The organism is Lysobacter oryzae DSM 21044, assembly GCF_059568595.1.
The window spans coordinates 384823-403042 of record NZ_JCANTQ010000008.1 but is presented as its reverse complement, the minus strand read 5'-3'; the positions used below and the strand labels follow the sequence as shown (position 1 = coordinate 403042).

Annotated in this window: 24 protein-coding genes; 10 read left to right on the top strand and 14 right to left on the bottom strand. The window is 66.8% G+C overall.

What is annotated here, in order from left to right; translation table 11 throughout:
* Positions 1 to 15 precede the first annotated feature (15 nt).
* Both BP05_RS02060 and BP05_RS02055 read right to left on the bottom strand, forming a co-directional pair.
* Positions 16 to 582: a helix-turn-helix transcriptional regulator gene (locus tag BP05_RS02060; RefSeq protein ID WP_496359935.1), complete on the bottom strand. Its 567-nt coding sequence runs from the start codon at positions 580 to 582 to the stop codon at positions 16 to 18.
* Entirely contained in the window at positions 575 to 1336 is a 762-nt protein-coding gene (locus tag BP05_RS02055; RefSeq protein ID WP_496359933.1) for a cytochrome b/b6 domain-containing protein, read from the bottom strand. The genes BP05_RS02060 and BP05_RS02055 overlap by 8 nt, the downstream gene beginning before the upstream one ends.
* 376 nt (positions 1337 to 1712) lie before the next feature.
* Between BP05_RS02055 and BP05_RS02050 the strand changes: the two genes are divergently transcribed.
* Entirely contained in the window at positions 1713 to 2678 is a 966-nt protein-coding gene (locus BP05_RS02050) for an alpha/beta fold hydrolase (RefSeq protein WP_496359931.1), read from the top strand.
* On the top strand, positions 2675 to 3133 hold the full coding sequence (locus BP05_RS02045) for a cupin domain-containing protein (RefSeq protein WP_496359929.1): 459 nt from the start codon (positions 2675 to 2677) through the stop codon (positions 3131 to 3133). Before BP05_RS02050 ends, BP05_RS02045 begins: the two co-directional genes overlap by 4 nt.
* 58 nt (positions 3134 to 3191) lie before the next feature.
* On the opposite strand, the gene BP05_RS02040 is transcribed toward BP05_RS02045, so the two are convergent.
* Both BP05_RS02040 and BP05_RS02035 read right to left on the bottom strand, forming a co-directional pair.
* Positions 3192 to 3635, bottom strand: coding sequence for a hypothetical protein (locus tag BP05_RS02040; protein WP_496359927.1), 444 nt, complete (start codon positions 3633 to 3635; stop codon positions 3192 to 3194).
* Positions 3636 to 3854: 219 nt separating this feature from the next.
* Positions 3855 to 4742, bottom strand: a complete 888-nt coding sequence (locus BP05_RS02035; protein ID WP_496359925.1) for a MerR family transcriptional regulator — start codon at positions 4740 to 4742, stop codon at positions 3855 to 3857.
* Positions 4743 to 4849: 107 nt separating this feature from the next.
* Between BP05_RS02035 and BP05_RS02030 the strand changes: the two genes are divergently transcribed.
* The gene (locus BP05_RS02030; protein WP_496360613.1) at positions 4850 to 5398 is read left to right on the top strand and encodes a fasciclin domain-containing protein; all 549 of its coding nucleotides are present in this window, start codon (positions 4850 to 4852) and stop codon (positions 5396 to 5398) included.
* Positions 5399 to 5428: 30 nt separating this feature from the next.
* Positions 5429 to 5650 carry a DUF378 domain-containing protein gene (locus tag BP05_RS02025; protein ID WP_496359923.1) on the top strand — a complete coding sequence of 74 codons (222 nt, stop codon included), beginning with the start codon at positions 5429 to 5431 and terminating at the stop codon, positions 5648 to 5650.
* Positions 5651 to 5786: 136 nt separating this feature from the next.
* On the opposite strand, the gene BP05_RS02020 is transcribed toward BP05_RS02025, so the two are convergent.
* The 3 genes from BP05_RS02020 to BP05_RS02010 all read right to left on the bottom strand — a co-directional run bounded on the left by BP05_RS02020 (position 5787) and on the right by BP05_RS02010 (position 8984).
* Complete coding sequence (locus BP05_RS02020) at positions 5787 to 6500, bottom strand: DUF5666 domain-containing protein (RefSeq protein WP_496359921.1); 714 nt, start codon at positions 6498 to 6500, stop codon at positions 5787 to 5789.
* Between the two features lie 285 nt (positions 6501 to 6785).
* A complete protein-coding gene (locus BP05_RS02015) occupies positions 6786 to 7985 on the bottom strand; it encodes a low temperature requirement protein A (protein ID WP_496360611.1) in 1200 nt (399 codons plus the stop codon).
* Positions 7986 to 8147: 162 nt separating this feature from the next.
* Positions 8148 to 8984 (bottom strand): oxidoreductase, encoded by an 837-nt coding sequence (locus BP05_RS02010; RefSeq protein WP_496359919.1) that lies wholly within the window; start codon positions 8982 to 8984, stop codon positions 8148 to 8150.
* Positions 8985 to 9099: 115 nt separating this feature from the next.
* Between BP05_RS02010 and BP05_RS02005 the strand changes: the two genes are divergently transcribed.
* Entirely contained in the window at positions 9100 to 10002 is a 903-nt protein-coding gene (locus BP05_RS02005; protein WP_496359917.1) for a LysR family transcriptional regulator, read from the top strand.
* Between the two features lie 15 nt (positions 10003 to 10017).
* Here BP05_RS02005 and BP05_RS02000 read toward each other — a convergent pair whose 3' ends face one another.
* The 4 genes from BP05_RS02000 to BP05_RS01985 all read right to left on the bottom strand — a co-directional run bounded on the left by BP05_RS02000 (position 10018) and on the right by BP05_RS01985 (position 14110).
* Positions 10018 to 10665, bottom strand: a complete 648-nt coding sequence (locus tag BP05_RS02000; protein WP_496359915.1) for a hypothetical protein — start codon at positions 10663 to 10665, stop codon at positions 10018 to 10020.
* Positions 10655 to 12835 carry a xanthine dehydrogenase family protein molybdopterin-binding subunit gene (locus BP05_RS01995; protein WP_496359913.1) on the bottom strand — a complete coding sequence of 727 codons (2181 nt, stop codon included), beginning with the start codon at positions 12833 to 12835 and terminating at the stop codon, positions 10655 to 10657. Before BP05_RS01995 ends, BP05_RS02000 begins: the two co-directional genes overlap by 11 nt.
* Positions 12832 to 13314, bottom strand: coding sequence for a (2Fe-2S)-binding protein (locus tag BP05_RS01990; RefSeq protein ID WP_496359911.1), 483 nt, complete (start codon positions 13312 to 13314; stop codon positions 12832 to 12834). Before BP05_RS01990 ends, BP05_RS01995 begins: the two co-directional genes overlap by 4 nt.
* A 361-nt stretch (positions 13315 to 13675) precedes the next feature.
* Positions 13676 to 14110 carry a helix-turn-helix domain-containing protein gene (locus tag BP05_RS01985; protein WP_496359909.1) on the bottom strand — a complete coding sequence of 145 codons (435 nt, stop codon included), beginning with the start codon at positions 14108 to 14110 and terminating at the stop codon, positions 13676 to 13678.
* 76 nt (positions 14111 to 14186) lie between these two features.
* On the opposite strand from BP05_RS01985, the gene BP05_RS01980 reads away from it, so the two are divergent.
* A complete protein-coding gene (locus BP05_RS01980; protein ID WP_496359907.1) occupies positions 14187 to 14678 on the top strand; it encodes a DUF2938 domain-containing protein in 492 nt (163 codons plus the stop codon).
* Positions 14679 to 14740: 62 nt separating this feature from the next.
* The gene (locus BP05_RS01975) at positions 14741 to 14965 is read left to right on the top strand and encodes a DUF2798 domain-containing protein (RefSeq protein ID WP_496359905.1); all 225 of its coding nucleotides are present in this window, start codon (positions 14741 to 14743) and stop codon (positions 14963 to 14965) included.
* 120 nt (positions 14966 to 15085) lie between these two features.
* On the opposite strand, the gene BP05_RS01970 is transcribed toward BP05_RS01975, so the two are convergent.
* Positions 15086 to 15370, bottom strand: a complete 285-nt coding sequence (locus BP05_RS01970; protein ID WP_496359903.1) for a hypothetical protein — start codon at positions 15368 to 15370, stop codon at positions 15086 to 15088.
* Positions 15371 to 15662: 292 nt separating this feature from the next.
* On the opposite strand from BP05_RS01970, the gene BP05_RS01965 reads away from it, so the two are divergent.
* Positions 15663 to 16049: a nuclear transport factor 2 family protein gene (locus tag BP05_RS01965; RefSeq protein WP_496359901.1), complete on the top strand. Its 387-nt coding sequence runs from the start codon at positions 15663 to 15665 to the stop codon at positions 16047 to 16049.
* 132 nt (positions 16050 to 16181) lie between these two features.
* Here the strand turns inward: BP05_RS01965 and BP05_RS01960 are convergent, their stop codons facing one another.
* A complete protein-coding gene (locus tag BP05_RS01960; RefSeq protein ID WP_496359899.1) occupies positions 16182 to 16388 on the bottom strand; it encodes a hypothetical protein in 207 nt (68 codons plus the stop codon).
* Positions 16389 to 16531: 143 nt separating this feature from the next.
* Entirely contained in the window at positions 16532 to 16996 is a 465-nt protein-coding gene (locus BP05_RS01955; RefSeq protein WP_496359898.1) for a hypothetical protein, read from the bottom strand.
* A 169-nt stretch (positions 16997 to 17165) separates the two neighbouring features.
* On the opposite strand from BP05_RS01955, the gene BP05_RS01950 reads away from it, so the two are divergent.
* The gene (locus BP05_RS01950; RefSeq protein ID WP_496359896.1) at positions 17166 to 17360 is read left to right on the top strand and encodes a hypothetical protein; all 195 of its coding nucleotides are present in this window, start codon (positions 17166 to 17168) and stop codon (positions 17358 to 17360) included.
* Between the two features lie 48 nt (positions 17361 to 17408).
* Entirely contained in the window at positions 17409 to 18023 is a 615-nt protein-coding gene (locus BP05_RS01945; protein WP_496359894.1) for a hypothetical protein, read from the top strand.
* The last annotated feature ends 197 nt before the right edge of the window (positions 18024 to 18220 follow it).

Here is an 18220-nt window from a genome sequence, read left to right as displayed (position 1 = left end):
CACTGGCCGCACGCGTTACTGCGTGTTCGCCATGGCACCGGGCGGCACCAGCAGGTCTTCGAGGAAGAACGCGGACAACTCCGAACGACCCGCCAGCCCCGCCTTGGCGTAGATCGACGCCGACTGCGCGCGCACGGTCTTCTCGCCGGTGCCGCGCAGTTGCGCGATGTCCTTCAGGCTCAGGCCTTTCAGCAGCAGGAAGGCGATTTCCTTTTCCGCCGCCGACAGCTGCCATTGCTCCAATTGCTGGTCGATCGAGCGCGCGAGTCCTTCCACGTGCATGCGCGCCTGGGCCTGCCACGCCTCGGCCTGCGCGCGGTAGGCGGACAGGTCGCGGCCCTGCTGCGCCAGCCGGCCGCGCAGGCGCACGGTGTCGCGCAGCAAATAGGACGCGCCCGCGGCGGCGGCGATGCCGGCGACGACCTCCACCGCGACGTGCCACGCCGATGCGCCCTGGCGCAGGTCGGTGACGACGTCGATCGCGACCAGCACCGCGATCAGCAACAGGATGCCGACCACCACCGCGCGTTCGCGCGCGTCCATGCCCGGGGCGCGCGATGCGGCAGCAGCGGTGTCAGTCATCGGAGCGTTCGTGGTCATCCTCGCGTCCACCCGCCGCGTCGCGCGGCCCGTCCCCGGCAGGGGACTCCGCCGCATTCTCGCCCAACGCGAGGGTGTTGCCGAACAGCGCGAGCGTGCCGATGGCCGGGTCGTACGACCGCAGCAGCAACACGCCGGTGCCCGCCAGCAGCGCCAGCGCGAGCACGGCGACGACACCGCGCGCCGGCACGTCGCGCGTGCCGACCGGCAGATCGCGCTTGCGGCCACTCAGCATGCTCAGCGGCAACGCATCGCGATGGCGCAGCACATGCACCACCAGACCGGCCACGTGCAGCAGCACGATCGCGAGGAACACATTGGCCATCAGCTCGTGGGCCTCTTCCACCCACTCTTGCGCCACGCCGTTAGCCATGGCCAGGCCGCTGGCGCCCAGCGCCAGGGCCAGCACCATCATCGACAGAGCGGCCCAGCTCGAGGCCGGGTTGTGCCCCACCCAGCGGCGCCCGCCGCCCGCGACCACGCCTTTCAGGTAACCGGCCAGCTGGCGGGGATCGAGGCTCAGGTCGGACCAGCGCGCGTGGCGCGTGCCGACCACGCCCCACAGCACCCGCAGCAGCACCGCCACGCCCAGCGCCATGCCCGCCAGCATGTGCCACGCGAACCGTGCGGATTCGTCGTCCACCAGGTTGGCGATGGCGTACGCGGTGACGAACAGCGCCGCGAAGCACCAATGGAATACCCGGGTGGGCAGGTCGTACACGCGAACCTTGTTCATGGCGGTCTCCGCACGTGGGGGAGCTCCAGACTGGGCGCAGGCGCGTTGCCGGGCATGGGGCGGATGCCGCATGGGGCTGGGGCATATGCGTTGCCAGCGATGGAGCGGCGGCGTCCGGGCAGCTTTCAGCACCCCGCGGCAACCCATTCACGCAGGCGGGCTCACTCCGATAGGTGGTTGACGGCGCCTGGCTGCAACGTCCGAATTGGGGGCCGTCGCGGCACGCGTCGCAGGGGCGGAAATCGCGCCACCCCATCCGCGGCGAATCCACCTGGCAGATCCAGCGCACCCCGTCGCTCGGACGCAGCGGCAGTGCGCCGCCGCCGTCCGCGCCCTCCGGCATCCGGTCATTCGAATGCCTCCCCCGGAGAACGTCATGACTCTTACCAACATCCTCCCCCTCCGTCGCATCCTGGTCGGCCTGGTCGCCGTGCTGCTGGGCATCGGGTTGCCGCAGCGGACGAAGGCGGAGGTGCATCCCTTCTCCAGTGCGTTCCACGCCAGCGACATGGCCGTGACCGACGGCACCCAGTACGTGCGCGTCGGCGGGCGGGGGCCGGCGGTGCTGCTGCTGCACGGCTTCGGCGACACCGGCGACATGTGGCAGCCGCTCGCCGAAAAGCTGGTCAAGGACCACACCGTGATCATTCCGGACCTGCGCGGCATGGGGCTGTCGTCGCACCCGGAAAGCGGATACGAGAAGGCCGCGCAGGCGCGCGACATCGCGAAGATCCTCGACGCGCTGAAGGTCGACAGCGTGCAGCTAGTGACGCACGACATCGGCAACATGGTGGGATACGCGCTGATCGCGCAGTTCCCGGACCGCGTCTCGACCTGGGTGGTGATGGATGCCCCGCTCCCGGGCCTGGCGAGCTGGGACAAGCAGCTGCTCAATCCGAAGGTGTGGCATTTCAACTTCCGCGGACCGGACGTGGAACGCCTGGTGCAGGGGCGCGAGCGCATCCTGCTCGACCGCTTCTACAACGAGCTGTCGGCCGACCCCAAGGGCATCGACGAACAGTCGCGCGCGCACTATGCGGCGCTCTATGCGCGGCCCGGGGCCATCCACAATGCATTGGGCGGCCAGTTCGCGGCGTTCGCGCAGGATGCGAAGGACAACCAGGCGCTGTTCGCGAAGGCCGGCAAGCTGAAGCTGCCCGCGCTGGCCATCGGTGGCGACCATTCCTACGGCGCATCGATGCAGACCGAGATAGCAGCCGTCGCCGACAAAGTGCAGGGCGCGGTGATCACCGACTCCGGCCACTGGATCATGGAAGAGCAACCCGGGCAGGCAATCCAGGTCATCGAGGCATACCTGCGCAAGCCGGGAGCACCGCGATGACGCCGACCGGTTGCGCACTGCTCCTGCTTGTCGTCGCCACCGGCTCGCTGGCGGCGGCGACGCCCCAACAACAGCGCCGCCTGACTCCGGATGAGATCGATCGCATCGCCAGCGCAACCGGCGGCCCCGGCACTTCCGGGCTGCCCTGCGTGGCGACGACGGTGCTGTACGGCGATCCCACCAAGGCAGGCCTCTACACCATCCGCCTCAAGGTCGCTCCCGACACCGTGATCGAAGCGCACTCGCACAAGGACACCCGCACCGCGACGGTGGTGAGCGGCACCTGGTACTTCGGCTACGGCGGGAAGAACACGCCAGACGCGGTGCGCGAACTTCCCGCCGGCAGCTTCTACACGGAACCGGCCGGCGACGCGCACTTCGCGCGCACGCACGCTGATGGCGCCGTGGTGCTGATTACCGGCTACGGGCCGACGGACACGCGGTACCTGAAGTGATGCGCGACAGCCCCGCCGTGGCGGGGACTTCGCTCTTTCGGTCAACCAGCCGCGCAACCTACTCGCGCGACGATTCCCACTGCGCCAGCTGGGCCTTGCGGACGAACGACATCGCGTGGACGTACAGGTTCCAGTGCGGCGCCGCGCCGCGCTTCTCGTAGAACGCCGTGGCGGCTTCGGGACAGCTGTCGTGCTTGAGGTTGGTCCAGCACTCGCCACTCCACACGATGCGCGAGCCCTGGCGCTGCACCGGCCCGAGTTCGGCCAGTACCAGGCCGGGCTCAAGCTGCTGCTGGTTGGGCCACTCCTTCGCGCTGGTGTTCTCCACCACCACGATCGCGTTGCCCTTGACCTCGATCGTCACCTTCTCGCGGGTCGCATACCACTTGCCTTGCAGCTCCGGAAGCGGATCGCTCGAGCCATCATCCGCGGCCCGCGCGTCTTGGCCACCGAGCGATGCGACCAGCAGCACCGCCAGCATCGCCTTGGATGCCAACTTCATTTTCATTTCGTTCCCCTGTAGTCGTGTGTGCGGACAGCCGCCCGGATCGCACCCACCGCTTCGCCGCTGCGTAGACGCAACAAGCAACACGGACCGATTCCCCTGGGCGCCGGGCCTCATTCTAGAACTGCCGGCCAGCCCCACGTTCCATATCGCATCGCCGCGACCAGGCTGGTTTGGCTGGACCTGCCCAACCGCTCCAGAGCTTGGACGCCGATGTCAGCCGCGCATCCGGTGCGCCGGCACGCCCCGCGTCAGCGCCTGCACATCGCCCACCGCCTGGATCCGTGGCGACGCCAGTTCCTCCGCGAGGTAGCGGGCATTGGCGCCGCCCAGCCACACCGGCACGCCGGGCGCCAGCGCGGCATCCAGCTGGCGCAGCTCCTCCAGCGCCAGCTGGGACTGCTCGAAATCCACCGAAGCCAGCGCGATGCCCGCGACGCCGAGCTTCTCGGCAATGCGTGCGATCTCCACCGCGGGCAGCTCGGTGCCGAGGTAGAGCACCGGCATGCCCGCCTCATATGCCTGCAGGGCCGCGCCGATCAGGCCGAGTTCGTGGCGTTCGCCGGGAAGGGTCGCGAACAGCAGCCGCGGCCGGCGTTCGCGCGCCGGCACATTGAGCACCGCGAGCAGGCGCATGCGCAGCAGGCTGCTGACCAGTCGCTCCTGCGCGATCGCGAGCCGACCGTCGGCCCAGCGCACGCCTACTTCGTGCAGCAGCGGCATGACCACGCGGCCGAGCAGCACCGGCATCGGCAGCGTGGCGATCGCCACCGACAGGTCGCGGTCGAACTCGTCGACGCGGTAGTCGGCAATCGCATCGAGCATGCGCGTCGGCAAGGCCTCGACGCCGCCGTAGGCAGCCTGCCGGCCGTCATCGAGGAGGCGGTCGAGGGCTTCGTCATCGAGCGCGGCCAGATCGCGGATCGGGTGGCCGCGATCGGTCAGCCGGTGCAGGCGCGAGAGCCGCTCGATCGTCGCCGGATCGTACAGCCGCCGCCCCTGCGCATCGCGGACCGGCTGGATCGCGGCATGCCGGCGCTCCCAGGCGCGCAGGGTCTCGGTGCTCAGCCCGGCGAGTTCGGCGGCGGCTTTGATGGGGTACATGTCGGGGTCTTGTACATGTTTCGTACAATCTTACCTTGAACACGCCTATAACAGCGTGAGGGCGAAACTTCGCGGCGTTCCCACCCGTCTGGAGTAATCCCATGTCCATCCGCCGTCCGTTCCCCCGCCTCCCCGTGCTGGCCGCCGCCCTCGTCCTCGCCTTCGGCCCGCCGGCCCTGTCCGCCGCGCCCGCCGGCGGCGCCGGCGCCGCCCATAGCAGCAGCAGCGCTCCGGCCCAGGCCCGGGCCGACATCGTCGACACCGCCGTCCGCGCCGGCCAGTTCAAGACCCTCGCCGCCGCGCTGCAGGCCGCGGGCCTGGTCGACACGCTCAAGGGCGCGGGTCCGTTCACCGTGTTCGCGCCGACCGATGCCGCCTTCGCCGCCCTGCCCGCCGGCACCGTCGAGAACCTGCTCAAGCCGGAGAACCGCGACAAGCTCATCGCCATCCTGACCTACCACGTCGTCCCCGGCCGCGTGACCGCGTCCCAGGTCGCGAAGATGGCCAACGCCAAGACCGTCGAGGGCAGCGCGGTCGCGATCCGCGCGTCGGGCGGCGCCGTCACTGTCGATGGCGCTCGCGTGGTCAGCGCCGACGTGGCCGCCAGCAATGGCGTGATCCACGTGATCGACAAGGTGCTGATGCCGAAGGACTGATCGCCCACACCCAACATGCGGAGAAATGCAATGAAGACCCTCAATGTCGTAACGCTGGTGCTGCTGATCGTCGGTGGCCTCAACTGGGGCCTGGTCGGCGCTTTCGGGTTCGATCTGGTCGCCTCGCTGTTCGGCAGCCAGGACGCGCTGCTGGCGCGCGTGGTGTATGTGCTGGTCGGCCTGTCGGCCGTGTGGCAGATCGTGGCGCTGATGCGTCCCGCCTCGCACGCGACCCTGGCGCGCAGCGCGTAAGCGCTGCGGAACCGCCGACGCCGGCCGCGGCTCGCGGCCGGCGTCGGATGATTGCCGTAGAACGCTTGACAAAAAAAAGCCCCGCACCAGCGGGGCTTTTTTCGTTTCCGGCGGCGAGCGCCACCACCTGCGCGACTCAATAGCCGACCGAGCGCTCCACGATGATGCGTTCGGCGAGCCACTGGTTGCTGCCGACCGAGCGCGCCTGGATGCGCACGAGGTCGCCGCGCTGCAGGTTCTCCGGCCGGTAGCTGCGGCCCTGGTAATCCACCGTGGTGCGGTCGTCGTAGAAGATCTGCACGTTGCTGCCGTAACCGGCGCCGTCGAGGCGGATCGTGCGCGTGCGGGTGTCGACGAAATCCACCGAGCCGCTCAGGTCGTTGCCGTAGGCACCGCCATAGGCGCCGCCGTAGCCGGACCCGCCGTCACGGACGTCGCGCACGACCTCGATCTGGCGCGTCCACCATTCCCGTCCCGACTGCACGGCGTCGAAGCGGATCACGTCGCCGCGCTCCAGCCCGGCGACCTCCAGCTCACGCCCCTGGTAGAACAGCCGCGTGTTCTGGTCGTAGCGCACGTCCATCTGCGTGCGGCCCATGCGCGGATCGTCGACATCCACCACGATGCGGCGATAGCTGGTGTCGATGCCCTGCACGGTGCCCTGCACCTGGTTGCCATAGGCGGGGGGATAACCCGGGGACGGATAACCGGACGGCGGATAGCCAGGCGCGGGTTGCCCGTAACCATTGTCGGGGTAACCGCCATAGCCGCCCGGCGTGGCGCAGCCGGCGAGCAGCAGGAAGGCGCTGGTGGCCAGCATCAGCGCAAGGGCGCGGATCACGCGTTTCACGGCCAGACTCCCGTGGGGATGGGCCTTCCGTATGCACCCGCGGGCGTGAGCGGGAGGTGGCGGCGGGGCGGCGCGGACGACCAGGTAGGAACGGGAGGCTGCCAGTGCCCTTCCGGCTCGCCGCTACTTGGAGGCTTCGTCGCGCGCTGAGGGGGGGGCGGCCCAGCAAGGCCAGGAGCGGGCGGGCCAGCCGCCGCCTTGCGCGTGATGCGCCACGCATTGGTGAAGGTGCAGCGCACGGAACGAGCGCTCTGCTTGAGCCCCACGTCGCAAAGGCACTGCTTCTCAGATTCCGAGCGACTCCAGCTGATGGCGATGACCCTTCCATTCGTAACCGACGACGGTCACGACGGGCGCCAGCATGAGAACGAACAGGCACAGCGCCATGCTCATGCCGGAAATACCAGCCAGGACAGCGATCACCATCACCGCCACGGTCAGCAGAAGAAGCCAGGTATGCAATGGGTCGAACCGCCGAACCAGGTAGTAATAGAGCGCGTAGATCATTCCGACGAAGACAGCCACCGGGATCGCCGTCGTCAACAATGCCGCGACCGGGCCGATCCGAGCCTTGTGTTCCAGCACATAGGCAGCAACGTGCAGTCCGGCGCCTGTGGCGACGATGCTCGTGATAATGATCATCTGGGCATAGGACCATACGAACGCGCGTCTCCGGTTCTCGTGCAGGACGCGCGCCGAGGGAAGGATCAGATAGATCCACCACATGCCGAAGGTCAGTCCGACACCCGCGATGCATACGAGCGCCGTGTCGACGGTCCAGCCCTGGGCTTCCAATACGGCGGAGAGCGAGGCGACCGTACCTACGACACCTTCGCCGAGCGCGATGATCGCGAACAGGACGTGACGCTCGACGATGTGGTGCGGGTGCCAGGGCGTACCTCCGTCCCTCCTTTCCCCCAGCACCGGCACGGCCAATTCCGCCAGCACCAGAATGCAGACGATGGCGACGATCGCTACGGGAGGCACCGCGAGCAACAGCTGGGCCAGCCAGCCTGCCTGCACCACGGTGATGCCGGCAGCGTACGTAAGGCACGCGCGCCGCCTAGGCGGATCCTGCTTCGCGGCGCGCAACCACTGCAGCACGAGAGCAATGCGCATGATCACGTAGCCGAGCACCATGACCGAGTTGTCGATCTTCCCGTTGCCGTCTTCGAGCGAGGCAAACATGCGCGGCAAGCCAATGGCGAGCACCAGCACGCCGACCATCTGCACCATGGTCATGACGCGGAAGATCCAGTCGTCGGTGTCGTAGGCCGATGAGAACCAGGAATAATTGGTCCAGGCCCAGTAGATCGCGAGGCTGGCGAAACCGAAGCCCAGCAATGCCGCCTGGTAATGCGACTCGGCCAGGGCATGAGCGAATTCGGATGCAGCCAGACCGAAACTTATTACAAAGGTCAGGTCGAACAACAGTTCCAGTGGAGTTGCAGTTCGGTGCGGCTCCCGGGGGTCGCGCCCGCCCATGGTGCGGACGTGATGGTGGACAACTTGGGCACTGCTTGCCGTGCTCATCGCCGAAACCCATTCCGAAGCATTGCGGAATGAGGTTAGCACTTGAGAAATCGCGCCGCAGGCAGCCCAGGTGCATGAATTAGCACCTGGGCTTGATGTGGAGCGCGGTAGGTACTAATGCGCCGCGGGAAAGTCGGTGGACAGCGCGAGCGCGCGCCACTGCTCCAGCTCTGTCGCTACGGCGGCGTTCTTGCGCTCGATCACGGCGACCGTGTCGCTGCCCAGCGGCAGCCGCAGCGGCGGTTCGGGCGTGTGCGCCAGCTGCACCAGCGCAGTCGCGAGCCGCGCCGGGTCGCCCGGTTGGGCATGGTTCTTCTCGGCGGCGTACTCGCGCATGGCACCCACGGTCGCAGCGTAATCGTCCATGCGCTGCTGCGTGCTGGACAGCGATTGGCCATCGAGGAAGTCGGTGCGGAAGAAGCCGGGTTCCACCACGGTGGCGTGGATGCCCAGCGGTGCAAGCTCGAGCGCAAGCGCTTCGGTAAGGCCCTCGACCGCAAACTTGGTGGCACCGTAGACGCCCCACCCCGGATACGCGGCGTAGCCGCCAACCGAGGAAATGTTGATGACGTGGCCGCTGCGCTGACGGCGCATGTGCGGCAGCACGGCGCGAGTGACGGCAAGCAGGCCGAAGACATTGGTCGCGAACAGCCGTTCAACTTCCCCCGCGCTGGCTTCCTCGACCGCGCCCAGCAAGCCGTAGCCGGCGTTGTTGAGCAGCACGTCGATCCGGCCGAAGCGCTTGACCGCCGCCGCAACGGCTTCGTGCGCCTGGCGCTCGTCGGTGACGTCCAGGCGGACGGCCAGCAGGTTGGGATGGTCGCCCAGGCGGGCCTTCACGTCCGCAGGGTTACGGGCCGTCGCGACGACGGCGTCGCCGGCGGCAAGGGCCTGCTCTGCGGTCAGCGCGCCGAAGCCGCGCGAAGCGCCAGTGATGAACCAGGTACGCATGTCAGTTCTCCAGTGAGGCGGCCGGTGCTGCGCCGCGGTGGAGAGAACTGTAGGCACGGAGTATTGTTGTGATAATCCCAATAATTTGAGATGACTCTGTGAGTCAGGCTCACTAATGAAGCGGATCACCCCTTCCGAACTGACGACCTTCCTGGCCATCGCCAACCACCGCAGCTTCAGCCGCGCTGCGGCAGAGCTGGGCGTGTCCGCGTCCGCATTGAGTCACGCGATGCGTGGGATCGAGGAGCGCCTTGACCTGCGCCTGTTCAATCGCACTACCCGAAGCGTCGCCCTTACCGAAGCCGGACAACGCCTGTATGCGCGGATCGGACCGGCGTTCCGCGACATAGAGGAGGCGATCGACGAACTCGACGTGCTGCGCGGGAAACCTTCCGGGACCTTGCGCATCAATGCGGGGCGACCCGCGGTGCAACTGGTGCTCTTGCCGGTGGTCACGCGCTTCCTGCGCGCCTATCCCGAGGTGCGGGTGGAGTTGGCCATCAACGACGGCCTCATCGACATGGTGTCCGAGGGCTTCGATGCCGGTGTGCGTTTCGGCGAAACGATTGCCGCGGACATGATCGCCACCGCGCTTGGCCCCCGATTGCGTTCGGCGATCGTGGCGTCGCCGGCCTTCTTCGAACTCCACGCGAAGCCCTTGCACCCGCAGGAACTGCGCAGATTGCCCTGCGTGCGCCTGCGCTTTCCGAGCGGCGTGTACTACACGTGGGAATTCGAGCGCGGCGGCATGGAACTCAAGATCGCGGTAGAGGGCCCGTTGGCGATCGGCGACATGCAGCTGACGCTGGAAGCCGCGCTGGATGGCGTCGGCCTGGCATACGTATTCGAAGGCATGGCGCAGACCTACCTCGACCAGGGTCGTCTGGTACGCGTGCTCGAGGACTGGTGCCCGTACTACCCGGGGCTGTTCCTGTACTACCCCAGCCACCGGCAGGTGCCGGCGGCGTTGAAGGCTTTCGTCGAATTCGCCAGAGGCGAGACCAGCCTCGTCGGCTAGGGCCGTCGGCGACGGCTAGCGCTTCCTGGCTTCGGCAGGACACATGGCGCCGCTGTCGATCCAGGCGCGGACCAGCTCACCGAATTCCGCCTGTGTGCCAGGCGCGGGCTCGCGACCTTCGCCCGGATGCCAAGCCCAACCGACCAGCGTGTCGCGGCCCATGTGCTCCTGGATCTTCTCCAGTGAACGCCCGCCATTGCGCCGCGTGTCCTTCAGCTGCGCACAGATCTCGGCCAGGCTCTTGCCTTGCCAGCCCATCGACGCCGGAGCCAGCGACCAGTGCTCGTGTCCCGGGACGCTTTGGATCTTGTCGCCAAGGGTGACGGCATTGGCCGCGCCGTGGCAGGAGCTGCATGGCATGCCGGCCACCCCGTGTTCGGAATCACCGCCCTGTACCGGCGGCATGTGCGGATGCATGTCCATGCCTTGGGTGGGAATGCGCTCGACGGGGTGACAGTTCAGGCAGCGCGGACTCTGCAGTACTTTGCCTGCCTCGGTAAACAATGCGATCGAGCGCTCGCGCCGATCGGTAATGGCGGCGAATTCGGATACAGGCCGAAGCGACGATTCCGTGCCCTTGAACGACTGCGACCTGGTAGCCGCAGCAGCGATCAGCGTAAAGACTGCTGTCGTGACAGCGGCAAGGAGAACGCTACGACGCATGGCGAGCCTCCTTCAGCAATGCCAGATCTATTGGCAGGTCGTAGATTCGTACGCCGGCCGCCTGGAAAATCGCGTTCGTCAACGCCGGGAAGATGATCGACGTGCCCGGCTCGCCGACGCCACCGGGATCGGCTTTGCTCTCGACGATGTGCACCTCGATCGGCGGAGTTTCGTGCATGCGAAGCACCGGATAGGTATCGAAGTTGCCCTGCTCGACGCGGCCGTTCGCGACGGTGATCCGGCCATACAAGGCGGCCGACAGGCCGTACACCACGCCGCTCATGATTTGCGCCTTTACGACATCGGGATTGACTGCGATGCCGCAATCGATGGCGCACACCACGCGCTCGATCTTCAGCCGCCCCCCTTTGTCGACCCGGACTTGCGCCACCGAGGCCAGGAAGCTGCCAAACCCGTCGAGAACCGCGATGCCGCGCCCTTGCCCCGTCGCGAGCTTGCCCCCCCATCCTGCCTTCTCGGCCGCAAGTTCCAGCACTCCGAGCGAGCGTGGACTCTTGCCGAGCAGCCGGCGCCGATACTCGAGCGGATCGACGCCTGCGCGATGGGCAAGATCGTCCATCACCGATTCGACGACGAAGACATTGCGCGTGTGGCCCACTCCCCGCCAGTTACCGACGTGCAAACCCTCCGGTGGATCCTGCCGCACATAGTCGACCAGCACATTGGCCAGGTCGTAGGGACCGGCGGCGCCGTTGACGGCATCAAAGTCCACGCCGTCCTTGTAGAACGCTGGCAGGAACTTTTCCATGACAGCAGGCCCCACCACCCGGTGATGCCAGGACACCGGCATCCCCTTTTCATCCAATCCCACTTCGACACGACTGTGGTTGTGATACCGGTAGTAGTCCTGCTGCAGGTCTTCCTCCCGGCTCCAGGTAACTTTCACCGGTCCCTTGACGTGCTTCGCTATCCGGACTGCCTGCTCGACGTAATCGGCTTCCAGGCGGCGGCCGAAGCCGCCACCCAGCAGGTGGTTGTGCACGATGACCTTTTCGAGAGGCAAGCCCGCGGCGGCGGCGGCCAGCTTCTGGGCGCGCCCCAGCACCTGGCAACCGACCCACACCTCGCAGCGCTCGCGCGTGACATGCGCCGTGCAGTTGACCGGTTCCATCGTTGCGTGGGCAAGCATGGGCTGCCGGAACTTCGCCGTGTACTTCGCTGCCGGGCGGGCGCTCTTGATATCGCCCACTTTCGCCGCGACCTTGCCTTCACGCTCCAGTGCCGCGTCACATTGCGCAATCAGTTGTGCAGTGTCGACACTCGCATTGGCGCCCTCGTTCCAGCGAATCTGCAACGCAGCCAGGCCCTTCTTCGCTGCCCAGGTGTGATCGCCGACGACCGCGACCAGATCGTCCAGCTTCACGACTTGGCGGACGCCGCGGATCGCGAGCGCGGGCGCTTCGTCCACGCTTTCGAGCTTTCCGTTGAAGACGGGCGACGCCGCGACAGCCGCGAAGGCTACTCCGGGTGGCAGCGCATCGATGCCGAACCGCGCAGTGCCGTCGACCTTGGCCGCGGTGTCCACGCGCTTCACCGGGCGACCGATCAGCTTGTAGTTGTCCGGCTGCTTGAGCGGCGACTTCGAGGGGAGAGGCAGATCTGCAGCGGTTGCGATGAGTTCGCCATAACCGATACGCCTGTCACTGCCCGTATGGATGACATGGCCTTGCTCCGTGCGGCAATCGCCAGGGTCCGCCTTCCATTGCCGGCACGCAGCGGCAACGAGCAGGGCGCGCGTGTCGGCGCCCGCCTGCCGCAACGGCAGCCAACTGCCCATGAGCGAGCCCGAGCCGCCTGTGATCTGGCCGCCAAAGAGCGGGTTGCTGTACAGGGCTTCATTCGGCGGAGCGGGCTCGACGGTGACCTGGTCAAGCCGGAGATCGAGTTCTTCCGCCAACAACTGGGCTTGCGACGTGTAGGCGCCCTGCCCCATTTCGACGTAAGGCACGATCAGGGTGACCGCGCCGGTCGGTGCGATGCGAATGAACGCATTTGGCGCCAACTCCGATGGGGTGGAGCGGGCCTGCGTCGATTCGCTGAGGCTGAAGCCTACGATGAGGCTGCCGCTTACGGCAGCTACGGTCTGAATGAATGCACGGCGGGATTGGCGGATTTCGCCCAGGGCGGCGATGAGCGATTCGTCGTTCATGTCGCTCTCCTGTCCGTCGCCGCCAGCTGCGTGGCGGCGCGCTTGATCGCGCTGCGGATACGCTCGTAGGTACCGCAGCGGCAGATGTTGCCGCTCATCACTGCGTCGATGTCGGCGTCGGTCGGAGTCGCATTCGCTGCCAGCAATGCCGTGGCCGACATCAACTGGCCGGACTGGCAGTAACCGCACTGCACGACTTCCTCGGCGAGCCATGCCTGTTGCAGGGCACGGCCGACTGGATTGTCGTGCAGCGATTCAATCGTGCGGATGTCGGCATTTCCGACCAGTGCGATTGGCGTGGAACAGGAGCGACGTGGGACGCCATCGATATGGACGGTGCACGCGCCGCATAGGGCAACGCCACATCCAAACTTCGTGCCCGTCAGCTGCAGTACGTCGCGCAACACCCACAACAACGGCGTGTCGGGATCGACGTCAACGGTGTGCCTGGCGCCATTAATCGAGAGAGTGGTAGGCATAGCGACCTTCCAGCTGGCTCGCGAATGCATCCGGCCATTGGGGCGAGCGTCCCGGTCGAGACTGTGAAGCTCCCTGCCGTCTGATTACTCCTGGCTCATGGCGGCGTCAAGGAAGCTTTCCATTCGGCGGCCCCGGCGATTCCAGGTCAAATATTGAAGCCAAACGATTCTGCCTGGCCCAACCGGCCAAGTCTGTCCAGCTTTGGCGACGGCGGTCCGCACGAATTGTTCGGCCGATAGGCTGATGTGCCCCGACGATGGACAAAATTGGAACCCAAGACCGCGGCCTCCGGCTGCGGCAGCCACGTTGCCCGGGTTGCGCGCAGCGTCCGATGCGGGCGGAAACGCACGCGCGCGCGGTTCACAACGGCGCCTTGCCTCCGGCTTTCCGGCCCTTGTCCCGGCGTGCCATCGTGGAAGCGCGCGCGAGCAGCTTGCGGAACGTCGGACACTCCAGATGGCTGGGGGCGCGACAGGCCGCCGCGTGCCGCAATCCGTCGCGCAGGACGCCGAGCCGGTGGATCATGCGATCAAGATCGTCCGCCTTCGCCTGCAACAGGCGCCGGTCGATGTGCGGCCCGCCTTCGGCGGAGAACATCCGCGCGATCTCGTCGAGCGAGAAGCCCGCGGTGCGCCCGAGCGCGATCAACGCCAGCCGCTCCAGCACCGCGGCATCGAACACGCGACGCAGTCCCTGCCGGCCGATGGATGCGATCAGCCCCTTCTCCTCGTAGTACCGCAGCGTCGATGCCGGTACCCCGGAGCGCTTGGCGACGGCGGCGATGTCCAGCTCCATGAACCCCTTGACCTCAAGTCGGCTTCAAGTGGCACTGTGCGCGGCATCGATCCACGCGGCAAGCGACGGAGGCGGCATGAACCTGATCGCATTCACCATCCTCACCGGCGTCGGCGCCACCGCGCTGACGGACCTGTGGGGGCTGCTGCGGCGGCGCCTGCTCGGCATGCCCGTGCCCAACTACGCGCACGTGGGTCGCTGGATCGGCCACATGCGCCACGGACGCTTCCGCCACGAGGCCATCGCCCAGGCCGCACCCGTCAGGCACGAGGCCGCGCTGGGCTGGACGGCGCACTACGTCATCGGCGTCGCCTACGCCGCGTTGCTGCCGGCCGTCTGGGGCAGCGGCTGGTTCTGCGCACCCACGCCCGCACCCGCATTGACGGTCGGGATCGCCACCGTACTCGCCCCGTTCCTGCTGATGCAGCCCGGCATGGGCGCGGGCCTGTTCGCGCGCCGCACGCCCCGCCCTGCCGTCGCGCGCGTGCACAGCCTGGCCATGCACGCGGTCTTCGGCGCAGGCCTGTACCTGTCCGCGCTGGCCCTGCAGGCCGGTTGCACGACGTAAGCGCGGGCCGACCGGCCCGTTCCCCCACGGCAAACCCGCCGACACCCCCGAGGTCCCCCAGCATGCGTATTCCTGTCCGCTACTCCCCCATCGTCTTCGGCGCCCTGCTCTCGATGATCATGGTCGCCATCGTGTCCGCCTTCGTACTGGCCATGAACCAGGGCCTGCACCCCGACTTCCTGGCGCACTGGGCCAGGAGCTGCGCGACCACCTGGCCGCTGGCGTTCGTCACCGTCACCCTGGTCGCCCCGATGGTGCGGCGGGTGGTGGCGAAGGTGACCGGCTGAGGGCGCCGGCGGATCTCGCCGCCGCCGGCGCGGGGATGCCTCCCAGCGCGACACGAAAAAAGCCCCGCCATGGCGGGGCTTCGTTCTGCGGCAGCCGTCGATCAGGCCGCCGGCGGGTGGTCAATCGCGGTCGGCGATATTGCGCGAGGCCGCCGTCGCCGCGGCACGCAGCACGCTGGCGTAACGCTGGCGGGAGGGCCCGGCCTCCTGGGCCGCGTTCTCCAGCCATTGGACGTAGGCCGAGAGCAGGTCCCGGGCGTTGTACTGGGATCCGAGGTCGTCGATGGTCTTTGCAACGGCATCCCGCACATGCCAGTCGACCTTGGCGCCCACCTCGGCCTGCTTGGCGAGGTCAGCGACCCTTAGAACATGCGGCGTGATCAAACCGACGATGGTGGCCTTCATTGGTGCGACCTGAATTCTTCGAGCGGGAGAAGATAGCGCAACGCGCCCTAATGGTGCTTCAAAAGCGATCAACTGGGGCTGGGGCGAACGTCGCACCTTGCCGCAGGAGTGCAAGGAAGTCCCGGAACTGAGGCTTTCGTGTGAGTGAGGGCAGACCAAGCCCGCCGCTTCGCGCGCGCGGAAGCAGCTCGACATCGGCGCCGCCCTGTTTGGCCTGGTGAGTGTTCCGTTATTCACCCTTGTGCCACCAACTGCGCCGGATCATGCGGACTCCGAACCGAAGGAGTGGCACATGCACACGCCCAAGCACCGGATCGAACAGCTCGAGCGCGCCTTCTGGCAATCGATGGTCGACAACCAGCCGAACGTGGCGACCGACATGCTGGCCGACAAGGCGCTGATGGTCAGCGGCCACGGCGCGATGGCCTTCGACCACGCCGGCTACACCCGGATGGCCAACGACCCCTCGCACAAGCTGCTCGCGTTCGACCTCAGCGACCTGGAGGTGTTGTTCCCGAACGACGACGTGGCGATCGCCACGTACAAGGTCGATCAGCGCGTCGAGCATGACGGCAAGCCCATGCAGATGCAGGCGGTGGATTCGTCCACCTGGGTGAAGACCGGTGAGGACTGGAAGTGCGTCGCCCACACCGAAAGCCTGGCGCCGACGCAGCAGTAAGTCCTCGCCCCGCGCGGTGTCGGGGCGCATCGCCGCGACCGGCTGCCGCGATGGCGACACCTGCGGCGTCCGCGAAGAAGAGCGCCGCCGTGCCGAAAGCATTTGGCGCAATTTCAGTGCGCCCTGCGGAACTCAGGCGCCCGACGCGGGATTTCCAATGACGTCGGCGACCCCTCGGATGACGTCGCCGACCTCATCGATGACCTCGCCGACCTGATGCGAGGCGACGCCGACCTCATGGTTGGATTGGCCGACCTGACGCCTGCCGTCGCCGACTTCAACCTTGGCGTCCGTGAGCTCAACGATGGCATCGCCGATTCCACGCGTGGCGTCGTCCACCTCCTGCAAGCGGTCGACAACCCAACGAATGGCACGACCGACGCCTCGCTTCCGCTCCCCGACCGCAGCGCCATCACGCGGCAGGCCACAAACAAAAAGGCCGCCCGGAGGGCGGCCTGTCTGCTACTGCGGTGGCAACCGGCTCAGGCCGGCTCGGCCACCTTGCGCCGGCTCTTGGCGAAGCGGCCGCCTAGTTCGCGGCGCAGCTCGTCCAGCCCGTGCGCGCCGCCGGACAACTTGATCTGGCCATAGCCCTCCAGCGCCACGTCCATCACGTCGCTGCCGAGCGCGGCGACGGTGTCGTCCAGGCGCGCGACCAGCTTCTGCACCCGCTCCAGCATCGGCGTCAGCTTGTCCAGCGCGGCCAGGTCGGCGCGTGCGCCGGCGAGGTCGAGGCTGGGCGGCACGATACCCGGGTTCTGCTCCAGCACCCGCAGCGTCTGCCGCGCGAAGGGTTCCGAGCGCGGGCCCATCAGCATCAGCCCGCGACGCTCGCCGCTCTCCAGCGAGATCAGCCCGGCCAGCGCGGATTCGATCTGCTGCAGGCCCGCCTGCACGGCGGCGACCTGCTCGTCGGTGACATTCAGGGAAACAAGGTTTTGCGACACAGCATTCTCCTTTGCGTATCCATGTGTAAGGCCGGCGGCGCCGGCTCCTGCTCCGCCGCGTTCCGTGTGGCGTGTGGGTGATCGCTACGGGGCGATCGGAGCGGGTGAGAATTTGTCAGATTCTTCGGCGGATTGCCAAGGGGTATCCTCGGCCGCAGGGGGATCCACCGTGCTGATCAAACTCGCCGACGACCAGTCGGCCGTCCGTAATCTTGAGCGCACTGCGGCCGGCAATGGCCCGGATGCCAAGCGTGCCGCAGAGGAACTGCGCATCCACCTTGCCGGCATGAAGGGCGAGTCGCAATCCGCGTACCTGATCGCCTTCCTCGCCGCCTCCCGGAACTGGGCCGTGATCCATGCCTGAGACTGCAGCACATCGGGCGCCCTGCCCTTCGACGAATCGAGCCTTCCAATGAATCGCATTTCATCAATGTTGCACTTCCGCCCATGGTTAGCACCTGCGTTCCTGCTAGGCGTGCTTACTGGAGTGACCCTGGTGTGGGCACTGAAGGTTCTTGCCTTCACTCAAGACGGGATGGCGAATATCGTCGGCTCCGGTTTGGGCGCCGCAATCGCAGTCGTCGGATCGGCATGGGTAGCCAATCGCGCCGATCGCAGGAAGGAGCGCGCGTCGCTAAGGGCAATTTCGGACGCAGTACGAACTACTGAACCGAAGGTTGACGCACTCCTTCGCGCAATATCAAACCTCGGCGAGCAGTCGAACGACGCGGAACGCGAAGCGGTAATAAGCCATGCTTCGGCAATGATTGACGCTTCAAATCTCATGCTTAATCGCGTAACGGGTCTTGAACCTGTATTTCTGTCACTAGGAGCATGGGGCGTCACCAATTGGCTGGAGCTACTTCGTCGCATCCCTCACCTGACTGATCTGGCAGGACAAGCCAAATACATAGGCACTTATCCAGCCACTGCAGACGAGTCCAAGCGGCGCCGCCTTGCTGCTCAGCTTCGCAACGAAGCCTCAGCAATCCTCGGCGTAGTCGGCCTGAGCCTCGACAAGGCCTGACCAATGTCAAACAAGCGAACCCTCCTCAATCAACGCTCGGCGTTGGGGCGGCAACTGCGCGATGCCATCGCCTTCCCTGGGGCGATCCGCAATCGCCGACCAAATGGCATCCGCAAACACCTGTCGCACCCAAATTAATGACATTGATCCAGCTCATGACCGAAAGCCGGCCGCTTACCACGTGCCATTTGGACCGC